The sequence below is a fragment of the Escherichia sp. 20412-1 genome (genome assembly GCF_003027595.1).
GTDB classification, from domain to species: domain Bacteria; phylum Pseudomonadota; class Gammaproteobacteria; order Enterobacterales; family Enterobacteriaceae; genus Escherichia; species Escherichia marmotae.
The window spans coordinates 174466-194680 of record NZ_PYQM01000004.1 but is presented as its reverse complement, the minus strand read 5'-3'; the positions used below and the strand labels follow the sequence as shown (position 1 = coordinate 194680).

General features: G+C 54.2%; 27 protein-coding genes. 25 read left to right on the top strand and 2 right to left on the bottom strand.

Annotated elements, in window-relative coordinates:
• The first annotated feature begins 29 nt into the window (after positions 1–29).
• The 25 genes from C7B16_RS05355 to ogrK all read left to right on the top strand — a co-directional run bounded on the left by C7B16_RS05355 (position 30) and on the right by ogrK (position 17747).
• Positions 30–1103: a phage major capsid protein, P2 family gene (locus C7B16_RS05355; protein WP_001601068.1), complete on the top strand. Its 1074-nt coding sequence runs from the start codon at positions 30–32 to the stop codon at positions 1101–1103.
• Between the two features lie 3 nt (positions 1104–1106).
• On the top strand, positions 1107–1850 hold the full coding sequence (locus C7B16_RS05350; protein WP_107179443.1) for a terminase endonuclease subunit: 744 nt from the start codon (positions 1107–1109) through the stop codon (positions 1848–1850).
• A gap of 99 nt (positions 1851–1949) precedes the next feature.
• Positions 1950–2459 carry a head completion/stabilization protein gene (locus C7B16_RS05345; protein ID WP_000988646.1) on the top strand — a complete coding sequence of 170 codons (510 nt, stop codon included), beginning with the start codon at positions 1950–1952 and terminating at the stop codon, positions 2457–2459.
• On the top strand, positions 2459–2662 hold the full coding sequence (locus tag C7B16_RS05340; protein WP_000846409.1) for a tail protein X: 204 nt from the start codon (positions 2459–2461) through the stop codon (positions 2660–2662). The genes C7B16_RS05345 and C7B16_RS05340 overlap by 1 nt, the downstream gene beginning before the upstream one ends.
• A gap of 3 nt (positions 2663–2665) precedes the next feature.
• Positions 2666–2947: a phage holin family protein gene (locus C7B16_RS05335; protein WP_000123123.1), complete on the top strand. Its 282-nt coding sequence runs from the start codon at positions 2666–2668 to the stop codon at positions 2945–2947.
• Positions 2947–3444, top strand: a complete 498-nt coding sequence (locus C7B16_RS05330) for a glycoside hydrolase family 104 protein (RefSeq protein WP_001144101.1) — start codon at positions 2947–2949, stop codon at positions 3442–3444. Before C7B16_RS05335 ends, C7B16_RS05330 begins: the two co-directional genes overlap by 1 nt.
• Positions 3445–3458: 14 nt before the next feature.
• Positions 3459–3884: a DNZ54_00345 family protein gene (locus C7B16_RS05325; protein ID WP_052936137.1), complete on the top strand. Its 426-nt coding sequence runs from the start codon at positions 3459–3461 to the stop codon at positions 3882–3884.
• Positions 3872–4297 carry an Rz-like lysis system protein LysB gene (lysB, locus tag C7B16_RS25210; protein ID WP_107179442.1) on the top strand — a complete coding sequence of 142 codons (426 nt, stop codon included), beginning with the start codon at positions 3872–3874 and terminating at the stop codon, positions 4295–4297. Before C7B16_RS05325 ends, lysB begins: the two co-directional genes overlap by 13 nt.
• Positions 4179–4442 carry an Rz1-like lysis system protein LysC gene (lysC, locus tag C7B16_RS24975; RefSeq protein WP_228551202.1) on the top strand — a complete coding sequence of 88 codons (264 nt, stop codon included), beginning with the start codon at positions 4179–4181 and terminating at the stop codon, positions 4440–4442. Before lysB ends, lysC begins: the two co-directional genes overlap by 119 nt.
• Positions 4405–4872 carry a phage tail protein gene (locus tag C7B16_RS05310; RefSeq protein ID WP_107179441.1) on the top strand — a complete coding sequence of 156 codons (468 nt, stop codon included), beginning with the start codon at positions 4405–4407 and terminating at the stop codon, positions 4870–4872. Before lysC ends, C7B16_RS05310 begins: the two co-directional genes overlap by 38 nt.
• Positions 4865–5317 (top strand): phage virion morphogenesis protein, encoded by a 453-nt coding sequence (locus tag C7B16_RS05305; protein ID WP_107179440.1) that lies wholly within the window; start codon positions 4865–4867, stop codon positions 5315–5317. Before C7B16_RS05310 ends, C7B16_RS05305 begins: the two co-directional genes overlap by 8 nt.
• A 66-nt stretch (positions 5318–5383) precedes the next feature.
• Positions 5384–6019 (top strand): phage baseplate assembly protein V, encoded by a 636-nt coding sequence (locus C7B16_RS05300; RefSeq protein WP_020233499.1) that lies wholly within the window; start codon positions 5384–5386, stop codon positions 6017–6019.
• Positions 6016–6363, top strand: coding sequence for a GPW/gp25 family protein (locus C7B16_RS05295; protein WP_000127163.1), 348 nt, complete (start codon positions 6016–6018; stop codon positions 6361–6363). The genes C7B16_RS05300 and C7B16_RS05295 overlap by 4 nt, the downstream gene beginning before the upstream one ends.
• 4 nt (positions 6364–6367) lie before the next feature.
• On the top strand, positions 6368–7276 hold the full coding sequence (locus C7B16_RS05290; protein WP_001121478.1) for a baseplate assembly protein: 909 nt from the start codon (positions 6368–6370) through the stop codon (positions 7274–7276).
• Positions 7269–7799, top strand: coding sequence for a phage tail protein I (locus tag C7B16_RS05285; protein ID WP_001285334.1), 531 nt, complete (start codon positions 7269–7271; stop codon positions 7797–7799). The genes C7B16_RS05290 and C7B16_RS05285 overlap by 8 nt, the downstream gene beginning before the upstream one ends.
• 10 nt (positions 7800–7809) lie before the next feature.
• Positions 7810–10434: a phage tail protein gene (locus C7B16_RS05280; protein ID WP_107179439.1), complete on the top strand. Its 2625-nt coding sequence runs from the start codon at positions 7810–7812 to the stop codon at positions 10432–10434.
• Positions 10434–11012: a tail fiber assembly protein gene (locus C7B16_RS05275; protein ID WP_107179438.1), complete on the top strand. Its 579-nt coding sequence runs from the start codon at positions 10434–10436 to the stop codon at positions 11010–11012. The genes C7B16_RS05280 and C7B16_RS05275 overlap by 1 nt, the downstream gene beginning before the upstream one ends.
• A 132-nt stretch (positions 11013–11144) precedes the next feature.
• The gene (locus C7B16_RS05270; RefSeq protein WP_107179437.1) at positions 11145–12335 is read left to right on the top strand and encodes a phage tail sheath protein; all 1191 of its coding nucleotides are present in this window, start codon (positions 11145–11147) and stop codon (positions 12333–12335) included.
• 12 nt (positions 12336–12347) lie between these two features.
• A complete protein-coding gene (locus tag C7B16_RS05265) occupies positions 12348–12866 on the top strand; it encodes a phage major tail tube protein (RefSeq protein WP_032153542.1) in 519 nt (172 codons plus the stop codon).
• Between the two features lie 56 nt (positions 12867–12922).
• On the top strand, positions 12923–13198 hold the full coding sequence (locus tag C7B16_RS05260; protein WP_001031312.1) for a phage tail assembly protein: 276 nt from the start codon (positions 12923–12925) through the stop codon (positions 13196–13198).
• The gene (locus C7B16_RS05255) at positions 13195–13350 is read left to right on the top strand and encodes a GpE family phage tail protein (RefSeq protein WP_000143830.1); all 156 of its coding nucleotides are present in this window, start codon (positions 13195–13197) and stop codon (positions 13348–13350) included. The genes C7B16_RS05260 and C7B16_RS05255 overlap by 4 nt, the downstream gene beginning before the upstream one ends.
• On the top strand, positions 13343–15790 hold the full coding sequence (locus C7B16_RS05250; RefSeq protein ID WP_107179436.1) for a phage tail tape measure protein: 2448 nt from the start codon (positions 13343–13345) through the stop codon (positions 15788–15790). Before C7B16_RS05255 ends, C7B16_RS05250 begins: the two co-directional genes overlap by 8 nt.
• A 14-nt stretch (positions 15791–15804) precedes the next feature.
• A complete protein-coding gene (locus C7B16_RS05245) occupies positions 15805–16284 on the top strand; it encodes a phage tail protein (RefSeq protein ID WP_107179435.1) in 480 nt (159 codons plus the stop codon).
• On the top strand, positions 16284–17447 hold the full coding sequence (locus C7B16_RS05240; RefSeq protein WP_094324057.1) for a phage late control D family protein: 1164 nt from the start codon (positions 16284–16286) through the stop codon (positions 17445–17447). The genes C7B16_RS05245 and C7B16_RS05240 overlap by 1 nt, the downstream gene beginning before the upstream one ends.
• Before the next feature lie 81 nt (positions 17448–17528).
• The gene (gene ogrK / locus C7B16_RS05235) at positions 17529–17747 is read left to right on the top strand and encodes a prophage transcriptional regulator OgrK (protein WP_000468308.1); all 219 of its coding nucleotides are present in this window, start codon (positions 17529–17531) and stop codon (positions 17745–17747) included.
• Between the two features lie 272 nt (positions 17748–18019).
• Here the strand turns inward: ogrK and yegQ are convergent, their stop codons facing one another.
• Positions 18020–19381 carry a tRNA 5-hydroxyuridine modification protein YegQ gene (yegQ, locus tag C7B16_RS05230; protein WP_000476033.1) on the bottom strand — a complete coding sequence of 454 codons (1362 nt, stop codon included), beginning with the start codon at positions 19379–19381 and terminating at the stop codon, positions 18020–18022.
• A 343-nt stretch (positions 19382–19724) separates the two neighbouring features.
• A complete protein-coding gene (locus tag C7B16_RS05225) occupies positions 19725–20057 on the bottom strand; it encodes a YegP family protein (protein WP_001516646.1) in 333 nt (110 codons plus the stop codon).
• Between the last annotated feature and the right edge of the window lie 158 nt (positions 20058–20215).

Sequence of the window (20215 nt, the reverse complement as noted above, 5' to 3'; positions counted from 1 at the left end):
ACGATTAACCCTTAATTTCAGGAAAAACTATGCGCCAGGAAACCCGCTTTAAATTTAATGCCTACCTGTCCCGTGTTGCCGAACTGAACGGCATCGACGCCGGTGATGTGTCGAAAAAATTCACCGTTGAACCGTCGGTCACCCAGACCCTGATGAACACCATGCAGGAGTCCTCTGACTTTCTGACCCGCATCAACATTGTGCCGGTCAGCGAAATGAAAGGGGAAAAAATTGGTATTGGTGTCACCGGCTCCATCGCCAGCACCACCGACACCGCCGGTGGCACCGAGCGTCAGCCGAAGGACTTCTCGAAGCTGGCGTCAAACAAGTACGAATGCGACCAGATTAACTTCGATTTTTATATCCGCTACAAAACGCTTGACCTGTGGGCGCGTTATCAGGATTTCCAGCTCCGTATCCGTAACGCCATTATCAAACGTCAGTCCCTTGATTTCATCATGGCCGGTTTTAACGGCGTGAAGCGTGCCGAAACCTCTGACCGCAGCAGCAATCCGATGCTGCAGGATGTGGCGGTCGGCTGGCTGCAGAAATACCGCAATGAAGCCCCGGCTCGCGTGATGAGCAAGGTCACTGACGAGGAAGGCCGCACCACCTCTGAGGTCATCCGCGTGGGTAAGGGCGGTGATTATGCCAGCCTCGATGCACTGGTGATGGATGCGACCAACAACCTGATTGAGCCGTGGTATCAGGAAGACCCTGACCTTGTGGTGATTGTGGGGCGTCAGCTACTGGCGGACAAGTATTTCCCCATCGTCAACAGGGAGCAGGATAACAGCGAAATGCTGGCTGCTGACGTCATCATCAGCCAGAAACGCATCGGTAACCTGCCAGCGGTACGCGTCCCGTACTTCCCGGCGGATGCGATGCTCATCACGAAGCTGGAAAACCTGTCCATCTACTACATGGATGACAGCCATCGCCGCGTGATTGTGGAAAACCCGAAACTCGACCGCGTGGAGAACTACGAGTCAATGAACATTGATTACGTGGTGGAAGACTACGCCGCCGGTTGTCTGGTGGAAAAAATCAAGGTCGGTGATTTCTCCACACCGGCTAAGGCGACCGCAGAGCCGGGAGCGTAACCGATGACGAGTCCCGCACAGCGCCACATGATGCGGGTCTCGGCAGCGATGACCGCGCAGCGGGAAGCCGCCCCGCTGCGACATGCAACTGTCTATGAGCAGATGCTGGTCAAGCTGGCCGCAGACCAGCGCACACTGAAAGCGATTTATTCAAAAGAGCTTAAGGCCGCGAAAAAGCGCGAACTGCTGCCGTTCTGGTTGCCGTGGGTGAACGGTGTGCTGGAGCAGGGCAAAGGTGCACAGGATGACATTCTGATGACGGTCATGCTGTGGCGTCTGGATACCGGCGATATTGCCGGTGCGCTGGAGATTGCCCGTTATGCCCTGAAGTATGGTCTGACCATGCCGGGGAAACACCGCCGCACCCCGCCGTACATGTTCACCGAGGAGGTGGCGCTCGCGGCCATGCGTGCCCACGCTGCCGGTGAGTCTGTGGATACCCGCCTGCTGACGGACACCCTTGAACTGACCGCCACGGCTGACATGCCTGATGAAGTGCGCGCAAAGCTGCACAAAATCACCGGTCTGTTTCTGCGTGACGGTGGTGATGCCGCCGGTGCGCTGGCTCACCTGCAACGTGCGACACAGCTCGACTGTCAGGCAGGCGTCAAAAAAGAGATTGAACGACTGGAGCGGGAGCTGAAACAGAAGCCGGAGCCACAGCCAAAAGCGGCCACCTGCGCCCCGCGTAAGACCCGGAGCGCGACACCGGCAAAACGTGGACGCCCGAAAAAGAAAGCCAGTTAACAACCGAATGCGCCCCGCGCCAGGGCGGCACGCCGGTCAGTGAGGGTGAATCACCTGACCCTGCACCGGCGTCCACCGCCCGACTTTTCAGAGGTAGTCATGATGACGCTGATTATTCCGCGAAAGGAGGCTCCCGTGTCCGGTGAGGGTACGGTGGTCATCCCGCAACCGGCAGGCGACGAGCCGGTGATTAAAAACACGTTCTTTTTTCCCGATATCGACCCGAAGCGCGTCCGGGAACGTATGCGCCTTGAGCAGACCGTCGCCTCCGCCCGTCTGCGTGAGGCCATCAAGTCAGGCATGGCGGAGACGAATGCGGAGCTGTACGAGTACCGCGAACAGAAAATTGCCGCCGGTTTTACGCGTCTGGCGGACGTTCCGGCGGACGACATCGACGGCGAAAGCATCAAAGTTTTTTACTACGAGCGCGCCGTGTGTGCGATGGCGACCGCGTCGCTTTATGAGCGTTATCGCGGTGTGGATGCCAGTGCGAAAGGCGACAAGAAGGCTGACAGCATTGACAGCACCATTGATGAGTTGTGGCGGGATATGCGCTGGGCAGTGGCGCGCATCCAGGACAAGCCGCGCTGCATCGTGAGTCAAATCTGATGAAGACCTTTGCGCTACAGGGCGACACGCTCGACGCCATTTGTGTCCGGTATTACGGGCGCACTGAGGGCGTGGTTGAGACCGTGCTCGCCGCAAATCCGGGACTGGCTGAACTGGGTGCGGTGCTGCCACACGGCACCGCCGTCGAACTGCCCGACGTTCAGACCGCGCCCGTGGCTGAAACTGTCAATCTGTGGGAGTAACGCATGACAGCAGAAGAAAAAAGCGTCCTGTCGCTTTTCATGATTGGGGTGCTGATTGTTGTCGGCAAGGTGCTTGCCGGTGGTGAACCCATCACCCCGCGTCTGTTTATCGGGCGCATGTTGCTCGGTGGTTTTGTCTCGATGGTTGCCGGTGTTGTTCTGGTGCAGTTTCCTGACCTGTCACTGCCTGCGGTGTGCGGCATCGGCTCCATGCTGGGTATCGCCGGTTATCAGGTGATTGAGATTGCCATTCAGCGCCGTTTTAAGGGCAGGGGGAAACCGTAATGCCGGTAATTAACACGCATCAGAATATCGCCGCCTTTCTCGACATGCTGGCCGTGTCCGAAGGGACGGCGAATCATCCGCTGACGAAAAACCGGGGCTATGACGTGATAGTCACCGGACTGGACGGAAAGCCGGAAATTTTCACCGACTACAGTGACCACCCGTTCGCGCATGGCCGACCGGCGAAGGTGTTTAACCGTCGCGGTGAAAAATCCACGGCCTCCGGTCGCTATCAGCAGCTTTACCTGTTCTGGCCGCACTACCGCAAACAGCTTGCCCTGCCGGATTTCAGTCCGTTGTCACAGGACAGACTCGCCATTCAGTTGATCCGCGAACGCGGTGCACTGGATGACATCCGGGCGGGACGTATTGAGCGCGCCATTTCACGCTGTCGCAATATCTGGGCGTCCCTGCCGGGTGCCGGTTACGGTCAGCGTGAGCATTCACTGGAAAAACTGGTCACCGTCTGGCGTACCGCCGGCGGCGTACCGGCTTAAACGGAGTAAACGCCATGAAGAAATTATCCCTTTCACTGATGCTGAACGTGTCGCTGGCGCTGATGCTGGCACTGTCCCTGATTTACCCGCAGAGCGTGGCCGTCAGTTTTGTCGCTGCCTGGGCGGTTCTGGCGACGGTTATCTGTGTGGTTGTCGGTGGTGTCGGCGTGTATGCCACGGAGTATGTACTGGAACGCTACGGGCGGGAGCTGCCACCGGAATCGCTGGCCGTGAAGATTGTCACGTCGCTGTTTTTGCAGCCGGTGCCGTGGCGCAGACGGGCGGCGGCTCTGGTGGTGATGGTGGCGACGTTTATCTCGCTGGTCGCTGCCGGGTGGATTTTTACCGCGCTGATTTATCTCGTGGCGTCGCTGTTTTTCCGGCTGATACGTACGGCCTGCCGTCAGCGTTTTGAGGGGCGGGAACCATGTCAAAGCTGATGATTGTGCTGGTTGTGTTGTTATCACTGGCGGTGGCCGGTCTGTTTCTGGTGAAACACAAAAATGCCAGCCTGCGCGCCTCGCTGGACAGGGCGAACAGTGTCGCCAGCGGGCAGCAGACGACCATCACCATGCTGAAAAATCAGCTTCATGTTGCCATCACCAGGGCAGACAAAAACGAGCTGGCGCAGGTTGCACTGCGTCAGGAGCTGGAGAACGCCGCGAAGCGTGAAGCACAGCGCGAGAAAACCATCACGAGGTTACTGAATGAAAACGAGGATTTTCGCCGCTGGTATGGCGCTGACCTGCCTGATGCTGTGCGCCGGTTGCACCAGCGCCCGGCCTGCACCGACGCCAGTGATTGTCCACAACGCCTGCCCGAAAGTGAGCCTTTGCCCGATGCCGGGCAGTGACCCGCAGACGAACGGCGATTTAAGTGCCGATATCCGGCAGCTTGAGAACGCGCTGGCACGCTGTGCCAGCCAGGTAAAAATGATTAAACACTGTCAGGACGAAAACGATGCTCAAACCCGACAGCCTGCGCAGGGCGCTGACTGATGCCGTCACGGCGTTGAAAACTAACCCCGATATGCTGCGGATATTCGTGGATAACGGGAGTATTGCCTCCACACTGGCGGCGTCGTTGTCATTCGAAAAGCGTTACACGCTCAATGTCATTGTGACCGACTTTACCGGTGATTTTGACCTGCTCATCGTGCCGGTGCTGGCGTGGCTGCGGGAAAATCAGCCCGACATCATGACCACCGACGAAGGCCAGAAAAAGGGCTTCACGTTTTATGCAGACATCAACAATGACAGCAGCTTTGATATCAGCATCAGCCTGATGCTGACCGAGCGCACGCTGGTCAGTGAGGTTGGCGGCGCACTGCATGTGAAGAATATCCCGGAACCTCCGCCGCCGGAGCCGGTCACCCGCCCGATGGAGCTTTATATCAATGGCGAACTGGTGAGCAAGTGGGATGAATGAGTTTAAGCGTTTTGAAGACCGGCTGACCGGACTTATTGAGTCGCTGTCACCGTCAGGGCGTCGGCGGCTGAGTGCAGAGCTGGCGAAGCGTCTGCGGCAGAGTCAGCAGCGTCGGGTGATGGCACAGAAAGCCCCGGACGGCACACCCTACGCGCCACGCCAGCAGCAGAGCGCCAGAAAAAAGACCGGTCGTGTTAAGCGAAAAATGTTTGCGAAACTTATCACCAGTCGTTTTTTGCATATCCGCGCCAGCCCGGAACAGGCATCAATGGAGTTTTACGGCGGGAAGTCACCGAAAATAGCCAGTGTGCATCAGTTCGGTCTGTCGGAAGAAACCCGGAAAGACGGTAAGAAAATTGATTATCCGGCGCGTCCTCTGCTCGGCTTTACCGGTGAGGATGTGCTGATGATTGAAGAGATTATTCTGGCTCACCTCGACCGTTAGTTGTGCCATTCCTGACACCTCATCGTCACATTGCCGCCGGTATGACCCGGCGGCATCCTTCCCGTTATGAACACTCTCGCAAATATTCAGGAACTCGCGCGCGCACTGCGCAACATGATTCGCACCGGCATTATCGTCGAAACCGACCTTAACGCCGGTCGCTGCCGCGTGCAGACCGGCGGCATGTGCACCGACTGGCTTCAGTGGCTGACCCATCGCGCAGGACGTTCGCGCACATGGTGGGCACCTTCCGTGGGGGAGCAGGTGCTGATTCTGGCCGTGGGCGGTGAACTCGACACGGCGTTCGTTCTGCCGGGGATTTATTCCGGCGATAACCCTCCGCCGTCTGCGTCGGCGGATGCCCTGCATATCCGTTTCCCTGACGGGGCGGTGATTGAGTATGAACCCGAAACCAGTGCTCTGACGGTAAGCGGAATTAAAACGGCCAGCGTGACGGCTTCTGATTCTGTTACTGCCACGGTGCCGGTGGTCATGGTGAAAGCATCAACCCGCGTCACCCTGGACACACCGGAGGTGGTCTGCACCAACAGGCTGATTACCGGCACGCTGGAAGTGCAGAAGGGCGGGACGATGCGCGGCAACATTGAACATACCGGTGGTGAACTCTCATCAAACGGGAAGGTACTGCATACCCATAAACACCCCGGCGACAGCGGCGGCACAACCGGGAGTCCTCTATGACAGCGCGTTATCTCGGAATGAATCGCAGTGATGGCCTGACTGTCACTGACCTTGAGCATATCAGCCAGAGTATCGGCGATATCCTGCGCACACCGGTCGGCTCACGGGTGATGCGTCGTGATTACGGCTCGTTGCTGGCGTCAATGATTGACCAGCCGCAGACCCCGGCGCTTGAGTTGCAGATTAAGGTCGCCTGTTACATGGCGGTACTGAAATGGGAACCCCGCGTCACCCTGTCATCTGTCACCACGGCGCGCAGTTTTGACGGGCGAATGACTGTCACTTTGACCGGCCAGCACAACGACACCGGCCAGCCACTTTCGTTAACCATCCCTGTGAGTTGAAACCATGCCGATTATCGACCTGAACCAGCTACCCGCACCGGATGTGGTCGAGGAGCTGGACTTTGAAACCATTCTCGCCGAACGCAAGGCGACACTGATTTCCCTTTACCCGGAAGACCAGCAGGAGGCGGTCGCCCGTACCCTGACGCTGGAATCCGAGCCTCTCGTCAAACTGCTGGAGGAAAATGCTTATCGTGAGCTTATCTGGCGTCAGCGTGTGAATGAGGCCGCACGGGCGGTGATGCTGGCCTGTGCAGCCGGTAATGACCTTGATGTGATTGGTGCCAATTACAACACCACGCGCCTGATTATCACCCCGGCAGATGATTCGACCATCCCGCCGACACCGGCAGTGATGGAATCTGACACCGATTATCGTCTGCGTATTCAGCAGGCGTTTGAAGGTTTAAGCGTCGCCGGGTCGGTGGGTGCCTATCAGTATCATGGCCGCAGTGCCGACGGGCGTGTCGCGGATATCTCTGTCACCAGTCCGTCTCCGGCCTGCGTCACCATCTCTGTGCTGTCACGTGAGAATAACGGTGTGGCATCCGAAGACCTGCTGGCTGTGGTACGTAACGCCCTTAATGGCGAGGATGTCAGGCCGGTGGCCGACCGCGTGACCGTGCAGTCTGCCGCCATCGTTGAATACCAGATAAACGCCACGCTTTACCTTTACCCTGGTCCCGAAAGCGAACCCATCCGCGCGGCCGCAGTAAAAAAACTGGAAGCGTATATCACGGCACAGCACCGGCTGGGGCGCGACATCCGTCTGTCTGCCATTTATGCCGCTTTGCATGTGGAAGGCGTGCAGCGTGTCGAACTGACTGCACCACTGGCTGACATCGTGCTCAACAGTACGCAGGCGTCTTTCTGTACCGAATACCGCGTCGTGACCGGAGGCTCGGATGAGTGATTCGCGACTGCTGCCGACCGGCTCATCACCGCTTGAAGTTGCTGCCGCAAAAGCCTGTGCGGAAATTGAAAAAACGCCGGTCAGTATTCGTGAGCTGTGGAACCCGGATACCTGTCCGGCAAATCTGCTGCCGTGGCTGGCGTGGGCGTTTTCGGTCGACAGGTGGGATGAAAAGTGGCCGGAAGCGACAAAACGCGCCGTTATCCGCGATGCGTATTTCATTCATTGTCATAAAGGCACTGTCGGCGCAATCCGGCGTGTGGTGGAGCCGCTCGGCTATCTCATTAACGTAAAGGAATGGTGGGAGACAAACGACCCGCCCGGAACCTTTCGCCTTGATATCGGTGTGCTGGAAAGCGGTATCACGGAGGAGATGTATCTGGAAATGGAACGGCTGATTGCCGATGCCAAACCCGCAAGTCGCCACCTTATCGGTCTGAACATTATCCAGGACATTCCCGGCTATCTGTATACAGGCGGTGTGGTCTGTGATGGTGATGTTATTACTGTTTATCCCGGATAAGTGAGAAACAATGAGCACGAAATTTAAAACCGTTATCACTACTGCCGGAGCCGCAAAGCTGGCAGCCGCCACTGTCCCCGGCGGGAAAAAAGTAAACCTGTCTGCAATGGCCGTGGGTGACGGTAATGGCAAATTGCCGGTGCCGGATGCCGGTCAGACGAAACTGGTGCATGAGGTCTGGCGTCACGCTCTGAATAAAGTCAGCGTGGATAACAAGAATAAAAACTATATCGTGGCTGAACTGGTTGTACCGCCCGAAGTGGGCGGCTTCTGGATGCGTGAACTTGGTCTGTATGACGATGCCGGAACACTGATTGCGGTATCCAACATGGCAGAAAGCTATAAGCCAGAACTGGCTGAAGGCTCCGGACGTGCGCAGACCTGCCGCATGGTTATTATTCTCAGCAACGTGGCGTCCGTTGAGCTGAGTATTGATGCCAGCACAGTGATGGCGACGCAGGATTACGTCGATGACAAAATCGCAGAGCATGAGCAGTCCCGCCGCCATCCTGACGCCACGCTGACAGAAAAAGGTTTTACTCAGTTAAGCAGTGCAACAAACAGCACCAGTGAAAAGCTGGCGGCAACGCCAAAGGCAGTAAAAGCAGCCTATGACAATGCTGAGAAACGTCTGCAGAAAGACCAGAACGGTGGCGATATTCCAGATAAGGGCGCTTTTCTGGACAATATTGGCGTTACCAGCCTGACGTTTATGAAACACAATGGAATGATTCCAACCACTGACAATCTTGACTCCTATGGCCCAGAAGAAAAATATCTTGGAACGTGGTCATGTCCGTCACAATCCACTGCAAAACCAGAGTCTGGTTACCCTGAAGATAAAGGCAATGGGGTTCTGGAAGTATTCAATGCTGGTCGCTTTCACTGCACACAACGCTACACCACCCGAACCGGTAATATTTACATTCGGATGCTTGATGCAGAATGGAACCCAGCCAGTCCAACATGGAGTGCATGGAGAGTTATTACAAGCGGGACTCGACCATTAAGCACGTCAATTGACCTGAATTCTTTAGGTGGTGCGGAACACCTGGGAATATGGCGCAATAGCAGTACATCAATAGCCTCATTTGACCGTCATTTCCCGGAGGAAGGGAGTTTGGGGCAGGGTATTCTGGAAGTCTTTGAAGGCGGTCTGTATGGGAGGATGCAACGTTACACCACCCGTAGTGGGACTATGTACATTCGCGGACTGACAGCCTCATGGGATGCAGAAAATCCACAATGGGAGGACTGGATTGCTGTTGGGTATCAGTCCACGGGATGGACTTATTCAGGGGATCTTGATGACCTTTTAAAGCCTGGTATTTATAGCGTCACGAAACAGGCCACAAATGCACCTGTCACCGACTCTAAAGATCTTGCTGTTGGCTCAATAGTTGAGGTGAAAAAACGTTGTGATATTGAATCGTATATCCAGACATATACGACTGTTTCAGCAACGGATGCCTATAAAAACCGGACATTTCAGCGAACCCGCGCCACCGGTGAAACTGACTGGGGGGAATGGGCGGAAGTATACAACTCAAAATCATTACTCACTAAATTAGGTGTCGGCGGTGTTACCGACAGGTTATCCAGTCTGGACTGGCAGACCTACGACTTTATACCGGGCAGCATGATAACTGTCAGGCTTTCAGATATGACCAATATTCCCGATGGGATGGAATGGGGCGTCATTGATACTAACCTGATAAATATCACTGTTGGCCCCAGTGAAGGCGGAGGTGTCGCCCGTTCAATGCATGTATGGCGCAGCACTTCAAACAAAACCAACTATCGTTTTTTTACAGTCCGCTTATATGGCAATCCTGGGGAGCGTAGCTTCAATATTCGTCGGCTACCAATTATCGACGAAGCCCAGACATGGGAGGCAAAACAGACATTCAGTGCAGGCCTTTCTGGTGAACTGTCCGGCAATGCGGCTACAGCAACAAAGCTGAAAACGGCAAGGACAATTAACGGCGTAAAATTTGACGGCTCGGCAAATATTGAAGCGTTTCCGCCTGGTGTTCCGCTGCCGTGGCCATCAGATACACCACCTGCAGGATATGCAATCATGCAGGGGCAGACGTTTGATAAGGCTGCATATCCGAAACTGGCTATTGCCTATCCTTCTGGTGTTATTCCAGATATGCGCGGCTGGACAATCAAGGGCAAACCCGCCAGTGGGCGAGCCGTATTGTCTCAGGAACAGGACGGGATTAAATCGCATACTCACAGCGCCAGTGCGTCAAATACGGACTTAGGAACGAAAACGACCAGTTCATTTGATTACGGGACGAAGACAGTCAGTACGTTTAACTACGGAACAAAAACCACTAATACCACTGGTAACCATACACATACCATTTACAGAGGGAATGCCAATACTAATGGTGAAACCGGTAAAACAGGCTTTGACAACCCATCGTTTAATGGCACATCAGGAGCTGCCGGGAATCATGCCCACACGGTAGATATTGGTGCACATAATCATACGGTTGGTATTGGTGCACATTCACACACGGTTGCTATTGGCTCTCACGGGCACTCTATTACCGTTAATGCTACAGGTAATACAGAAAACACCGTCAAAAACATCGCATTTAACTATATTGTGAGGCTTGCATAATGGCTTTCAGAATGAGTGCAGAAGCACAAACTATCCGCGTATTCAATTTGCTGGATGGAAGCAATGAATTTATTGGCGAAAGTGATGCATATATTCCGCCGCATACAGGTCTGCCTGCAAACAGTACAGACATTGCACCGCCTGATATTCCTGCTGGTTATGCAGCCGTTTTCAATGCAGATGAAATGAAATGGGAGTTGATGGAAGATCATCGCGGAAAGACTGTCTACGAAACGAAAACGGGAGCAGCCATTTATATTTCTGAACTTGGCGTATTACCTCCAGACGTGACAGCCATTTCCCCGGATGGGGATTATCAGAAATGGAACGGAAATGCGTGGGTGAATGATGAGAATGCAGAGCGCGATGCACTTGTCAGAGCGGCGGAGTCTCAGAAGAAAGAGCTGATTGCATATGCCGGTGAAATTATTGCCACGCTGCAGGATGCTGTCGATTTAGATATGGCTACCGAGGAAGAAAAGTTAAGCCTGACACACTGGAAAAAATACCGTGTGCTACTGAATCGCGTTCAGCCGGAAAATGCCCCGGATATTGAATGGCCGGAACTACCGCAATAAACACAGGCGGGCTGATTGCCCGCCTTTTCTTTACCGGTGGTTGTGCTGTTGATTAGCCAACCGGGACAAATAGCCTGACATCTCCGGCACAACTGAAAATACCACTCACCCATTAACCACGGAGTTAAACGGATGAGTGATTATCATCACGGCGTGCAGGTGCTGGAGATTAACGACGGCACCCGCGTCATTTCCACCGTATCAACCGCCATTGTCGGCATGGTCTGCACAGCCAGCGATGCGGATGCGGAAACCTTCCCCCTCAATAAACCGGTGCTGATTACCAATGTGCAGAGCGCAATTGCAAAGGCTGGTAAAAAAGGCACGCTGGCGGCATCGTTGCAGGCCATCGCCGACCAGTCAAAACCGGTCACCGTTGTCGTGCGTGTGGAAGACGGCACCGGCGACGACGAGGAAACGAAACTTGCGCAGACCGTTTCCAATATCATCGGCACTACCGACGAAAATGGTCAGTACACCGGACTGAAAGCCCTGATGGCGGCGGAGTCGGTAACCGGTGTTAAACCGCGTATTCTCGGCGTGCCGGGACTGGACACCAAAGAGGTGGCAGTTGCACTGGCATCAGTCTGTCAGAAGCTGCGTGCTTTCGGGTATATCAGCGCATGGGGCTGTAAAACCATTTCCGAGGTGAAAGCCTACCGCCAGAATTTCAGCCAGCGTGAGCTGATGGTCATCTGGCCGGATTTCCTCGCATGGGATACGGTCACCAGTACCACCGCCACCGCGTATGCCACCGCCCGTGCGCTGGGTCTGCGTGCCAAAATCGACCAGGAGCAGGGCTGGCATAAAACGCTGTCCAACGTCGGGGTAAACGGTGTTACCGGCATCAGTGCCTCTGTATTCTGGGATTTGCAGGAGTCCGGCACCGATGCTGACCTGTTGAACGAGTCAGGTGTCACAACGCTGATTCGCCGTGACGGTTTCCGCTTCTGGGGTAACCGTACCTGCTCTGATGACCCGTTGTTCCTCTTTGAAAACTACACCCGCACCGCGCAGGTGCTGGCCGACACGATGGCTGAGGCGCACATGTGGGCGGTGGACAAGCCCATCACCGCAACGCTGATTCGCGACATCGTTGACGGCATCAATGCCAAATTCCGTGAGCTGAAAACAAACGGCTATATCGTGGATGCGACCTGCTGGTTCAGCGAAGAATCCAACGATGCGGAAACCCTCAAGGCCGGAAAACTGTATATCGACTATGACTATACCCCGGTGCCTCCTCTCGAAAACCTGACCCTGCGCCAGCGTATTACTGATAAATATCTGGCAAATCTGGTCACCTCGGTTAACAGCAATTAAGGAGCCTGACCGATGGCAATGCCGCGCAAACTCAAATACATGAATGTCTTTCTGAACGGCTACAGCTATCAGGGCGTTGCAAAGTCCGTCACGCTGCCAAAACTGACCCGTAAGCTCGAAAACTATCGCGGTGCGGGGATGAACGGCAGCGCACCGGTAGACCTCGGCCTTGATGATGATGCTCTGTCAATGGAGTGGTCGCTCGGTGGATTCCCGGATTCGGTTATCTGGGAGCTTTACGCTGCAACCAGTGCTGATGCCGTACCGATTCGTTTTGCTGGTTCTTACCAGCGCGACGATACCGGCGAAACGGTGGCCGTCGAAGTGGTCATGCGTGGGCGTCAGAAAGAAGTCGACACCGGAGAGGGTAAACAGGGAGAGGATACCGAATCGAAACTCCCGGTGATTTGTACTTATTTCAAGTTGACGATGGACGGTAAGGAGCTGGTCGAAATCGACACCATCAACATGATTGAGAAGGTGAACGGCGTCGACAGGCTGGAGCAACACCGCCGTAATATCGGCCTGTGATTTTCATACGGTCAGCCAGGCTGACCGGTTAACCCTGATTCAGAAGTGAGAAAACCATGAACAAAGAAAATGTCATTACCCTGGAAAATCCGGTCAAACGTGGTGAGCAGGTTATCGAACAGGTCACGCTGATGAAACCCAATGCCGGGACGCTGCGCGGTGTCAGTCTGGCTGCGGTTGCAAACTCCGAAGTCGATGCACTGATTAAGGTGCTGCCGCGCATGACGGCACCGATGCTGACCGAGCAGGAAGTCGCCGCGCTGGAACTGCCTGACCTTGTGGCGCTGGCCGGTAAGGTGGTCGGTTTTTTGTCGCCGAACTCGGTGCAGTGACGTTTCCGAAAAATCTGTCGGTCGATGACCTGATGGCGGATGTGGCAGTGATATTTCACTGGCCGCCATCAGAACTGTATCCCATGAGCCTGACCGAACTCATCACATGGCGCGAAAAGGCGCTCCGGCGAAGCGGAAACACGAATGAGTAACAATGTAAAATTACAGGTATTGCTCAGGGCTGTTGACCAGGCATCCCGCCCGTTTAAATCCATCCGCACAGCGAGCAAGTCGCTGTCGGGGGATATCCGGGAAACACAAAAATCACTGCGCGAGCTGAACGGTCACGCATCCCGTATTGAGGGATTTCGCAAGACCAGCGCACAGCTCGCCGTGACTGGTCAGGAACTGAAAAAAGCCAGACAGGAAGCCGCAGCTCTGGCTGTCCAGTTTAAAAATACTGAACGACCGACAAATGCACAGGCAAAGGCAATGGAAGCCGCGCGTAAAAATGCGTCTGAGTTACAGGCGAAATATAACAGCCTGAGATTGTCGGTACAGCGCCAGCGTCAGGAATTGAGTCAGGCGGGTATTAATACCCGTAATCTGGCGCATGATGAACGAGGGCTGAAAAACCGTATCAGTGAAACCACCGCACAGCTTAACCGGCAGCGTGACGCGCTGGCGCGTGTCAGTGCACAACAGGCAAAACTTAATGCAGTAAAACAGCGTTATCAGGCCGGAAAGGAACTGGCCGGAAACATGGCCTCAGTGGGCGCTGCTGGTGTGGGGATTGCGGCGGCGGGAACGATGGCCGGAGTTAAGCTGCTGATGCCCGGCTATGAGTTTGCGCAGAAAAACTCAGAATTGCAGGCCGTGCTCGGAGTGGCAAAAGACTCCGCCGAAATGGCCGCGCTCCGCAAACAGGCGCGCCAGCTCGGCGACAATACCGCCGCCTCGGCGGATGATGCAGCCGGTGCGCAGATTATCATTGCGAAAGCGGGTGGAGATGCTGCGGCTATTCAGGCGGCAACGCCGGTCACGCTGAATATGGCGCTGGCGAACCGTCGCACGATGGAAGAAAACGCCGCCCTGCTGATGGGGATGAAATCCGCCTTTCAGCTTTCAAACGATAAGGTCGCTCATATCGGGGATGTTCTCTCCATGACGATGAACAAAACCGCCGCCGATTTTGACGGTATGAGCGATGCGCTGACCTATGCCGCACCTGTGGCAAAAAATGCCGGTGTCAGCATTGAAGAAACCGCCGCAATGGTCGGGGCACTGCATGATGCAAAAATTACCGGTTCAATGGCGGGGACGGGAAGCCGTGCCGTGTTAAGTCGCCTGCAGGCACCAACGGGAAAAGCATGGGATGCACTCAAAGAGCTTGGTGTGAAAACCTCAGACAGCAAGGGGAATACCCGACCAGTATTTACCATTCTGAAAGAAATGCAGGCCAGTTTTGAGAAAAACCGGCTCGGTACTGCCCAGCAGGCTGAATACATGAAAACCATTTTCGGGGAGGAGGCCAGTTCAGCCGCCGCCGTGCTGATGACTGCCGCCTCAACCGGAAAGCTGGACAAACTGACCGCTGCGTTTAAAGCCTCAGACGGAAAGACCGCAGAGCTGGTAAATATCATGCAGGACAACCTCGGCGGTGACTTTAAGGAGTTTCAGTCCGCTTATGAGGCGGTGGGGACTGACCTGTTTGACCAGCAGGAAGGCGCACTGCGTAATCTCATGCAGACAGCCACAAAGTATGTGCTAAAACTCGACGGCTGGATCCAGAAAAACAAATCACTGGCGTCAACCATCGGCCTCATTGCCGGTGGCGCGCTGGCGCTTACTGGCATCATCGGTGCAATTGGTCTTGTAGCCTGGCCGGTTATCACTGGCATCAATGCCATCATCGCGGCAGCAGGCGCAATGGGGGCAATCTTCACGACGGTTGGCAGTGCTGTTATGACGGCCATCGGGGCGATTAGCTGGCCGGTTGTGGCCGTGGTGGCCGCCATTGTCGCCGGGGCGTTGCTTATTCGTAAATACTGGGAGCCTGTCAGCGCATTCTTTGGCGGTGTGGTTGAAGGGCTGAAAGTGGCATTTGCGCCGGTGGGGGAACTGTTCACGCCACTTAAGCCGGTGTTTGACTGGCTGGGTGAAAAGTTACAGGCCGCGTGGCAGTGGTTTAAAAACCTGATTGCCCCGGTCAAAGCCACTCAGGACACCCTGAACAGTTGCCGTGACACGGGGGTCATGTTCGGGCAGGCACTGGCTGACGCGCTGATGCTGCCGCTTAATGCGTTCAACAAACTGCGCAGTGGTATTGACTGGGTACTGGAAAAACTCGGTGTTATCAACAAAGAGTCAGACACACTTGACCAGACCGCCGCCAGAACTCAAGCCGCCACGTATGGCAGCGGTGGTTATATTCCGGCGACCAGCTCTTATGCAGGCTATCAGGCTTATCAGCCGGTCACGGCACCGGCTGGCCGCTCTTATGTAGACCAGAGTAAAAACGAATATCACATCAGCCTGACGGGTGGTACTGCGCCGGGGACACAGCTTGACCGCCAGTTACAGGATGCGCTCGAAAAATACGAGCGGGATAAACGTGCGCGCGCCCGTGCCAGCATGATGCATGACGGTTAAGGAGGTGACGAAAAATGATGCTCGCGTTAGGTATGTTTGTTTTTATGCGCCAGACGCTGCCACACCAGACCATGCAGCGTGAATCAGATTATCGCTGGCCGTCAAATTCCCGTATCGGCAAACGGGATGCCTTTCAGTTTCTCGGTGTGGGTGAGGAAAACATCACGCTGGCCGGTGTGCTTTATCCCGAACTGACCGGCGGCAAGCTGACGATGACCACGCTCAGGCTGATGGCAGAGGAAGGCCGGGCGTGGCCGTTGCTGGATGGCACCGGCATGATTTACGGCATGTATGTCATCAGTAAGGTGAGTGAAACAGGGAGTATTTTCTTTGCAGACGGCACACCCCGAAAAATTGATTTTACGCTGTCGCTCACCCGCGTTGATGAATCACTGGCCACGCTTTATGGCGATATCGGTAAACAGGCGGAATCGCTCATCGGTAAGGCTGGCAGTATGGCGACTAAATTCACGGGTATGACGGGGGCGGGATAATGCTGGATGCGCTGACATTTGATGCAGGCAGTACGCTGACGCCGGATTACATGCTGATGCTCGACAGCAGGGATATTACCGGCAATATCAGCGACCGTCTGATGAGCATGACCCTGACGGATAACCGGGGCTTTGAGGCTGACCAGCTTGATATTGAACTGAACGATGCCGACGGGCAGGTCGGGCTGCCGGTTCGTGGCGCTGTCCTGACGGTGTATATCGGCTGGAAAGGTTTTGCCCTGGTATGCAAAGGGAAATTTACCGTTGATGAGGTTGAACACCGGGGCGCACCGGATGTGGTCACCATCCGCGCCCGGAGTGCAGATTTTCGCGGGACGCTCAATTCCCGCCGGGAAGGCTCATGGCATGACACCACGCTCGGTGCGATTGTTGAGGCGATAGCCTCCCGTAACAAGCTGGAAGCCAGTGTCGCTCCGTCACTGGCCGGAATTAAAATTCCGCACATCGACCAGTCGCAGGAGTCTGATGCGAAATTCCTGACCCGTCTTGCAGAGCGCAACGGCGGTGAGGTGTCGGTAAAAATGGGAAAACTGTTGTTTCTCAAAGCGGGGCAGGGGGTGACGGCAAGCGGTAAAAAAATCCCGCAGATTACCATCACCCGCAGCGACGGCGACCGTCATCATTTTGCGATTGCTGACCGTGGAGCCTATACCGGCGTAACAGCAAAGTGGTTACACACCAAAGACCCGAAACCGCAAAAGCAGAAGGTAAAACTGAAACGCAAAAAGAAAGAGAAACACCTGCGCGCACTGGAGCACCCGAAAGCGAAACCGGTCAGGCAGAAGAAAGCGCCTAAAGTACCGGAAGCGCGCGAAGGTGAATACATGGCCGGTGAGGCTGACAACGTTTTTGCCCTGACTACGGTATATGCCACGAAAGCGCAGGCCATGCGCGCCGCTCAGGCGAAGTGGGATAAACTGCAACGGGGTGTGGCGGAGTTCTCCATCAGCCTGGCTACCGGTCGGGCAGATATTTACACGGAAACACCGGTTAAAGTGTCAGGCTTTAAGCGCGTCATAGACGAGCAGGACTGGACAATCACTAAGGTGACACATTTTCTGAATAATAGCGGCTTCACGACGTCCTTAGAACTTGAGGTCAGGCTTTCTGATGTGGAGTACGAAACAGAAGATGATGAGTGATGTTTTTGTTTTATCTGTTTGTTTTATAAGGATAAATTAACTAAAATGGCACCATCAACAAAACCGGAAGAGGTGCTCGCGATGTTTCATTGTCCTTTATGCCAGCATGCCGCACATGCGCGTACAAGCCGCTATATCACTGACACGACAAAAGAGCGTTATCACCAGTGTCAGAACGTGAATTGCAGCGCCACGTTCATCACTTATGAGTCGGTACAGCGATACATCGTGAAGCCGGGAGAAGTCCACGCCGTAAGACCGCACCCGTTGCCGTCAGGGCAGCAAATTATGTGGATGTAATTACAAACAGGAAGCCCCTCAGTCGAGGGGCTTTTTTGTCGATGTGGTCAATGTGTGGACGTGACCAGAAATAAATCCTTTTATTTCATTGTATTACGCGTAAAAAATAAGCCCGTGTAAGGGAGATTACACAGGCTAAGGAGGTGGTTCCTGGTACAGCTAGCATTTTATGGGTTATGTTTTTCAGCGAAACAGATAATAACCTTAATAAATGCAGCCGTATGTGATCGGTTTCTAAGAATTTTCTATCCGGGAAAAATAATCGAAATGAATCACTTACCGTGCGGGTTACGCGTGGTTTCCCCGGAGAAATTACGCATCAGCAGTGCGTAATTCAGCTCGAGATCCTGCGGAACCGGGAGCCACACGGTATAGCCATCGCCAGGTGCGACCGGCATCGCTTCACCTTTGGCGTTTTCCATGTGCTCAAGGGTAAAGTTGATATTGCCCTGTGGCGTCATCAGTTCCAGGCTGTCGCCAACGGAGAATTTATTTTTCACCGCTACGGCTGCCAGAGAGCCTTTACGCTCACCGGTAAACTCTCCAACAAACTGCTGGCGGTCAGAAACGGAATAACCGTATTCGTAGTTCTGGTAATCGTCGTGAGTATGACGACGCAGGAAACCTTCGGTGTAACCACGATGCGCCAGGCCTTCCAGTGTTTCCAGCAGGCTGGTGTCGAACGGTTTGCCCGCAGCGGCGTCATCGATAGCTTTACGATAAACCTGCGCGGTACGTGCACAATAGTAGAAAGATTTAGTGCGGCCTTCGATTTTCAGCGAATGCACGCCCATTTTGGTCAGGCGTTCAACGTGGGCGATGGCGCGCAGATCTTTCGAGTTCATGATGTAAGTGCCGTGCTCATCTTCAAACGCGGTCATATACTCGCCCGGGCGCTGGGCTTCTTCGATCATAAACACTTTGTCGGTTGGCGCACCGATACCCAGCGTCGGCTCGACGTTTTGCACCGGAATCGGCTCGTATTTGTGTACGATGTTGCCAACGTCATCTTCTTTCCCTTCCTGCACGTTGTACTCCCAACGGCAGGCGTTGGTGCAGGTGCCCTGGTTTGGATCGCGTTTGTTGATGTAGCCAGAGAGCAGGCAGCGGCCGGAGTAGGCCATGCACAGCGCGCCGTGAACGAAGATTTCAAGCTCCATATCCGGAACCTGATTGCGGATCTCTTCAATCTCTTCCAGCGACAGCTCGCGGGAGAGGATCACGCGGGTCAACCCCATTTGCTGCCAGAATTTCACCGTCGCCCAGTTTACGGCGTTGGCCTGCACGGAAAGGTGGATCGGCATTTCAGGGAAGTGTTCACGCACCAGCATAATCAGCCCCGGATCGGACATAATCAGTGCGTCCGGCCCCATTTCCACCACCGGTTTCAGATCACGGATAAAGGTTTTTAGCTTGGCATTGTGTGGCGCAATGTTGACCACGACATAAAACTTTTTCCCCAGCGCGTGGGCTTCATTGATGCCGAGCTGGAGATTTTCGTGGTTAAATTCGTTGTTGCGCACACGCAGGGAGTAACGCGGTTGCCCCGCATAAACAGCATCTGCGCCATAAGCGAAAGCGTAACGCATATTTTTCAGCGTTCCCGCCGGGGAAAGGAGTTCCGGTTTAAACATAATTCTCTCGTTCTGATGACAGGTCAGATCCGCTTCACCTGATGAAGCGGTTAGGGGAGTGTCCCCACTTTAAGGGCGGGCATTGTAGCGCAATCGGTGGGGTTGGCTCCAGTGCAAATGTCTGGTCGCGTCCTGGTTTTGGTAAGGATACGGATAACGATAATTTCTTCGGCACTTGCAGGAAATAAATAACGTGGCGTTCAAAAAGAAGAACAAAAATTCTTTCACCTGATATGAAACTTATCCTCCCATTATTTTAATGGCGCGGATTGATCCTTAGCATCAATAAGTAAGTGTTTATTAGAAATAAAGCCGGGCGCGTTATCCGCGCCCGGCATAACAATTAAGTCTTATCTTTCACAGTCTGGCTTACGCCATTGTTTTTTACTGAGGCAATTCCGATTTCGCGTGATTGAGCGGTGGCGTACATTTGACTGGAGCCGATTATCTGATGATTAGCGGCTTTCAGATTGAAATAAAATTTGCCGTTGCTCGCTGTTTTTTTCTCATAGCGTTCATCCTGCGGGCTGTTGCTTTGCACAGAGGCAATGCCCTTTTCCGCAGCGGCTTTTGAGGTATACAGTTCGCTGGTGAGAATAGTCTCACCGTTACCCGCTTTTAACACAAACCGGAACTGATTATCACTGCTCTTATTGAGTTCAAACCAACCAGCCATAATGACTCCTTGATTGAAATTGCGTATTGAAAACAGTATGTAACGATTTAAGTATGGGTGATATTCATAAGGTTGCCAATCAGGGGAATACCCCCCTAAAGGAGCTGTCTCTTGATCAGATCTCCTGATCAAGAGACAGCTCCTTTCAGAGAGGTGCA

Bases quoted from the DNA above. Each gene is read 5' to 3' on its own strand.
- C7B16_RS05355 (WP_001601068.1), top strand. From the start codon at position 30: ATGCGCCAGGAAACCCGCTTTAAATTTAATGCCTACCTGTCCCGTGTT.
- C7B16_RS05350 (WP_107179443.1), top strand. From the start codon at position 1,107: ATGACGAGTCCCGCACAGCGCCACATGATGCGGGTCTCGGCAGCGATG.
- C7B16_RS05345 (WP_000988646.1), top strand. From the start codon at position 1,950: ATGATGACGCTGATTATTCCGCGAAAGGAGGCTCCCGTGTCCGGTGAG.
- C7B16_RS05340 (WP_000846409.1), top strand. From the start codon at position 2,459: ATGAAGACCTTTGCGCTACAGGGCGACACGCTCGACGCCATTTGTGTC.
- C7B16_RS05335 (WP_000123123.1), top strand. From the start codon at position 2,666: ATGACAGCAGAAGAAAAAAGCGTCCTGTCGCTTTTCATGATTGGGGTG.
- C7B16_RS05330 (WP_001144101.1), top strand. From the start codon at position 2,947: ATGCCGGTAATTAACACGCATCAGAATATCGCCGCCTTTCTCGACATG.
- C7B16_RS05325 (WP_052936137.1), top strand. From the start codon at position 3,459: ATGAAGAAATTATCCCTTTCACTGATGCTGAACGTGTCGCTGGCGCTG.
- lysB (WP_107179442.1), top strand. From the start codon at position 3,872: ATGTCAAAGCTGATGATTGTGCTGGTTGTGTTGTTATCACTGGCGGTG.
- lysC (WP_228551202.1), top strand. From the start codon at position 4,179: ATGGCGCTGACCTGCCTGATGCTGTGCGCCGGTTGCACCAGCGCCCGG.
- C7B16_RS05310 (WP_107179441.1), top strand. From the start codon at position 4,405: ATGCTCAAACCCGACAGCCTGCGCAGGGCGCTGACTGATGCCGTCACG.
- C7B16_RS05305 (WP_107179440.1), top strand. From the start codon at position 4,865: ATGAATGAGTTTAAGCGTTTTGAAGACCGGCTGACCGGACTTATTGAG.
- C7B16_RS05300 (WP_020233499.1), top strand. From the start codon at position 5,384: ATGAACACTCTCGCAAATATTCAGGAACTCGCGCGCGCACTGCGCAAC.
- C7B16_RS05295 (WP_000127163.1), top strand. From the start codon at position 6,016: ATGACAGCGCGTTATCTCGGAATGAATCGCAGTGATGGCCTGACTGTC.
- C7B16_RS05290 (WP_001121478.1), top strand. From the start codon at position 6,368: ATGCCGATTATCGACCTGAACCAGCTACCCGCACCGGATGTGGTCGAG.
- C7B16_RS05285 (WP_001285334.1), top strand. From the start codon at position 7,269: ATGAGTGATTCGCGACTGCTGCCGACCGGCTCATCACCGCTTGAAGTT.
- C7B16_RS05280 (WP_107179439.1), top strand. From the start codon at position 7,810: ATGAGCACGAAATTTAAAACCGTTATCACTACTGCCGGAGCCGCAAAG.
- C7B16_RS05275 (WP_107179438.1), top strand. From the start codon at position 10,434: ATGGCTTTCAGAATGAGTGCAGAAGCACAAACTATCCGCGTATTCAAT.
- C7B16_RS05270 (WP_107179437.1), top strand. From the start codon at position 11,145: ATGAGTGATTATCATCACGGCGTGCAGGTGCTGGAGATTAACGACGGC.
- C7B16_RS05265 (WP_032153542.1), top strand. From the start codon at position 12,348: ATGGCAATGCCGCGCAAACTCAAATACATGAATGTCTTTCTGAACGGC.
- C7B16_RS05260 (WP_001031312.1), top strand. From the start codon at position 12,923: ATGAACAAAGAAAATGTCATTACCCTGGAAAATCCGGTCAAACGTGGT.
- C7B16_RS05250 (WP_107179436.1), top strand. From the start codon at position 13,343: ATGAGTAACAATGTAAAATTACAGGTATTGCTCAGGGCTGTTGACCAG.
- C7B16_RS05245 (WP_107179435.1), top strand. From the start codon at position 15,805: ATGATGCTCGCGTTAGGTATGTTTGTTTTTATGCGCCAGACGCTGCCA.
- C7B16_RS05240 (WP_094324057.1), top strand. From the start codon at position 16,284: ATGCTGGATGCGCTGACATTTGATGCAGGCAGTACGCTGACGCCGGAT.
- ogrK (WP_000468308.1), top strand. From the start codon at position 17,529: ATGTTTCATTGTCCTTTATGCCAGCATGCCGCACATGCGCGTACAAGC.
- yegQ (WP_000476033.1), bottom strand. From the start codon at position 19,381: ATGTTTAAACCGGAACTCCTTTCCCCGGCGGGAACGCTGAAAAATATG.
- C7B16_RS05225 (WP_001516646.1), bottom strand. From the start codon at position 20,057: ATGGCTGGTTGGTTTGAACTCAATAAGAGCAGTGATAATCAGTTCCGG.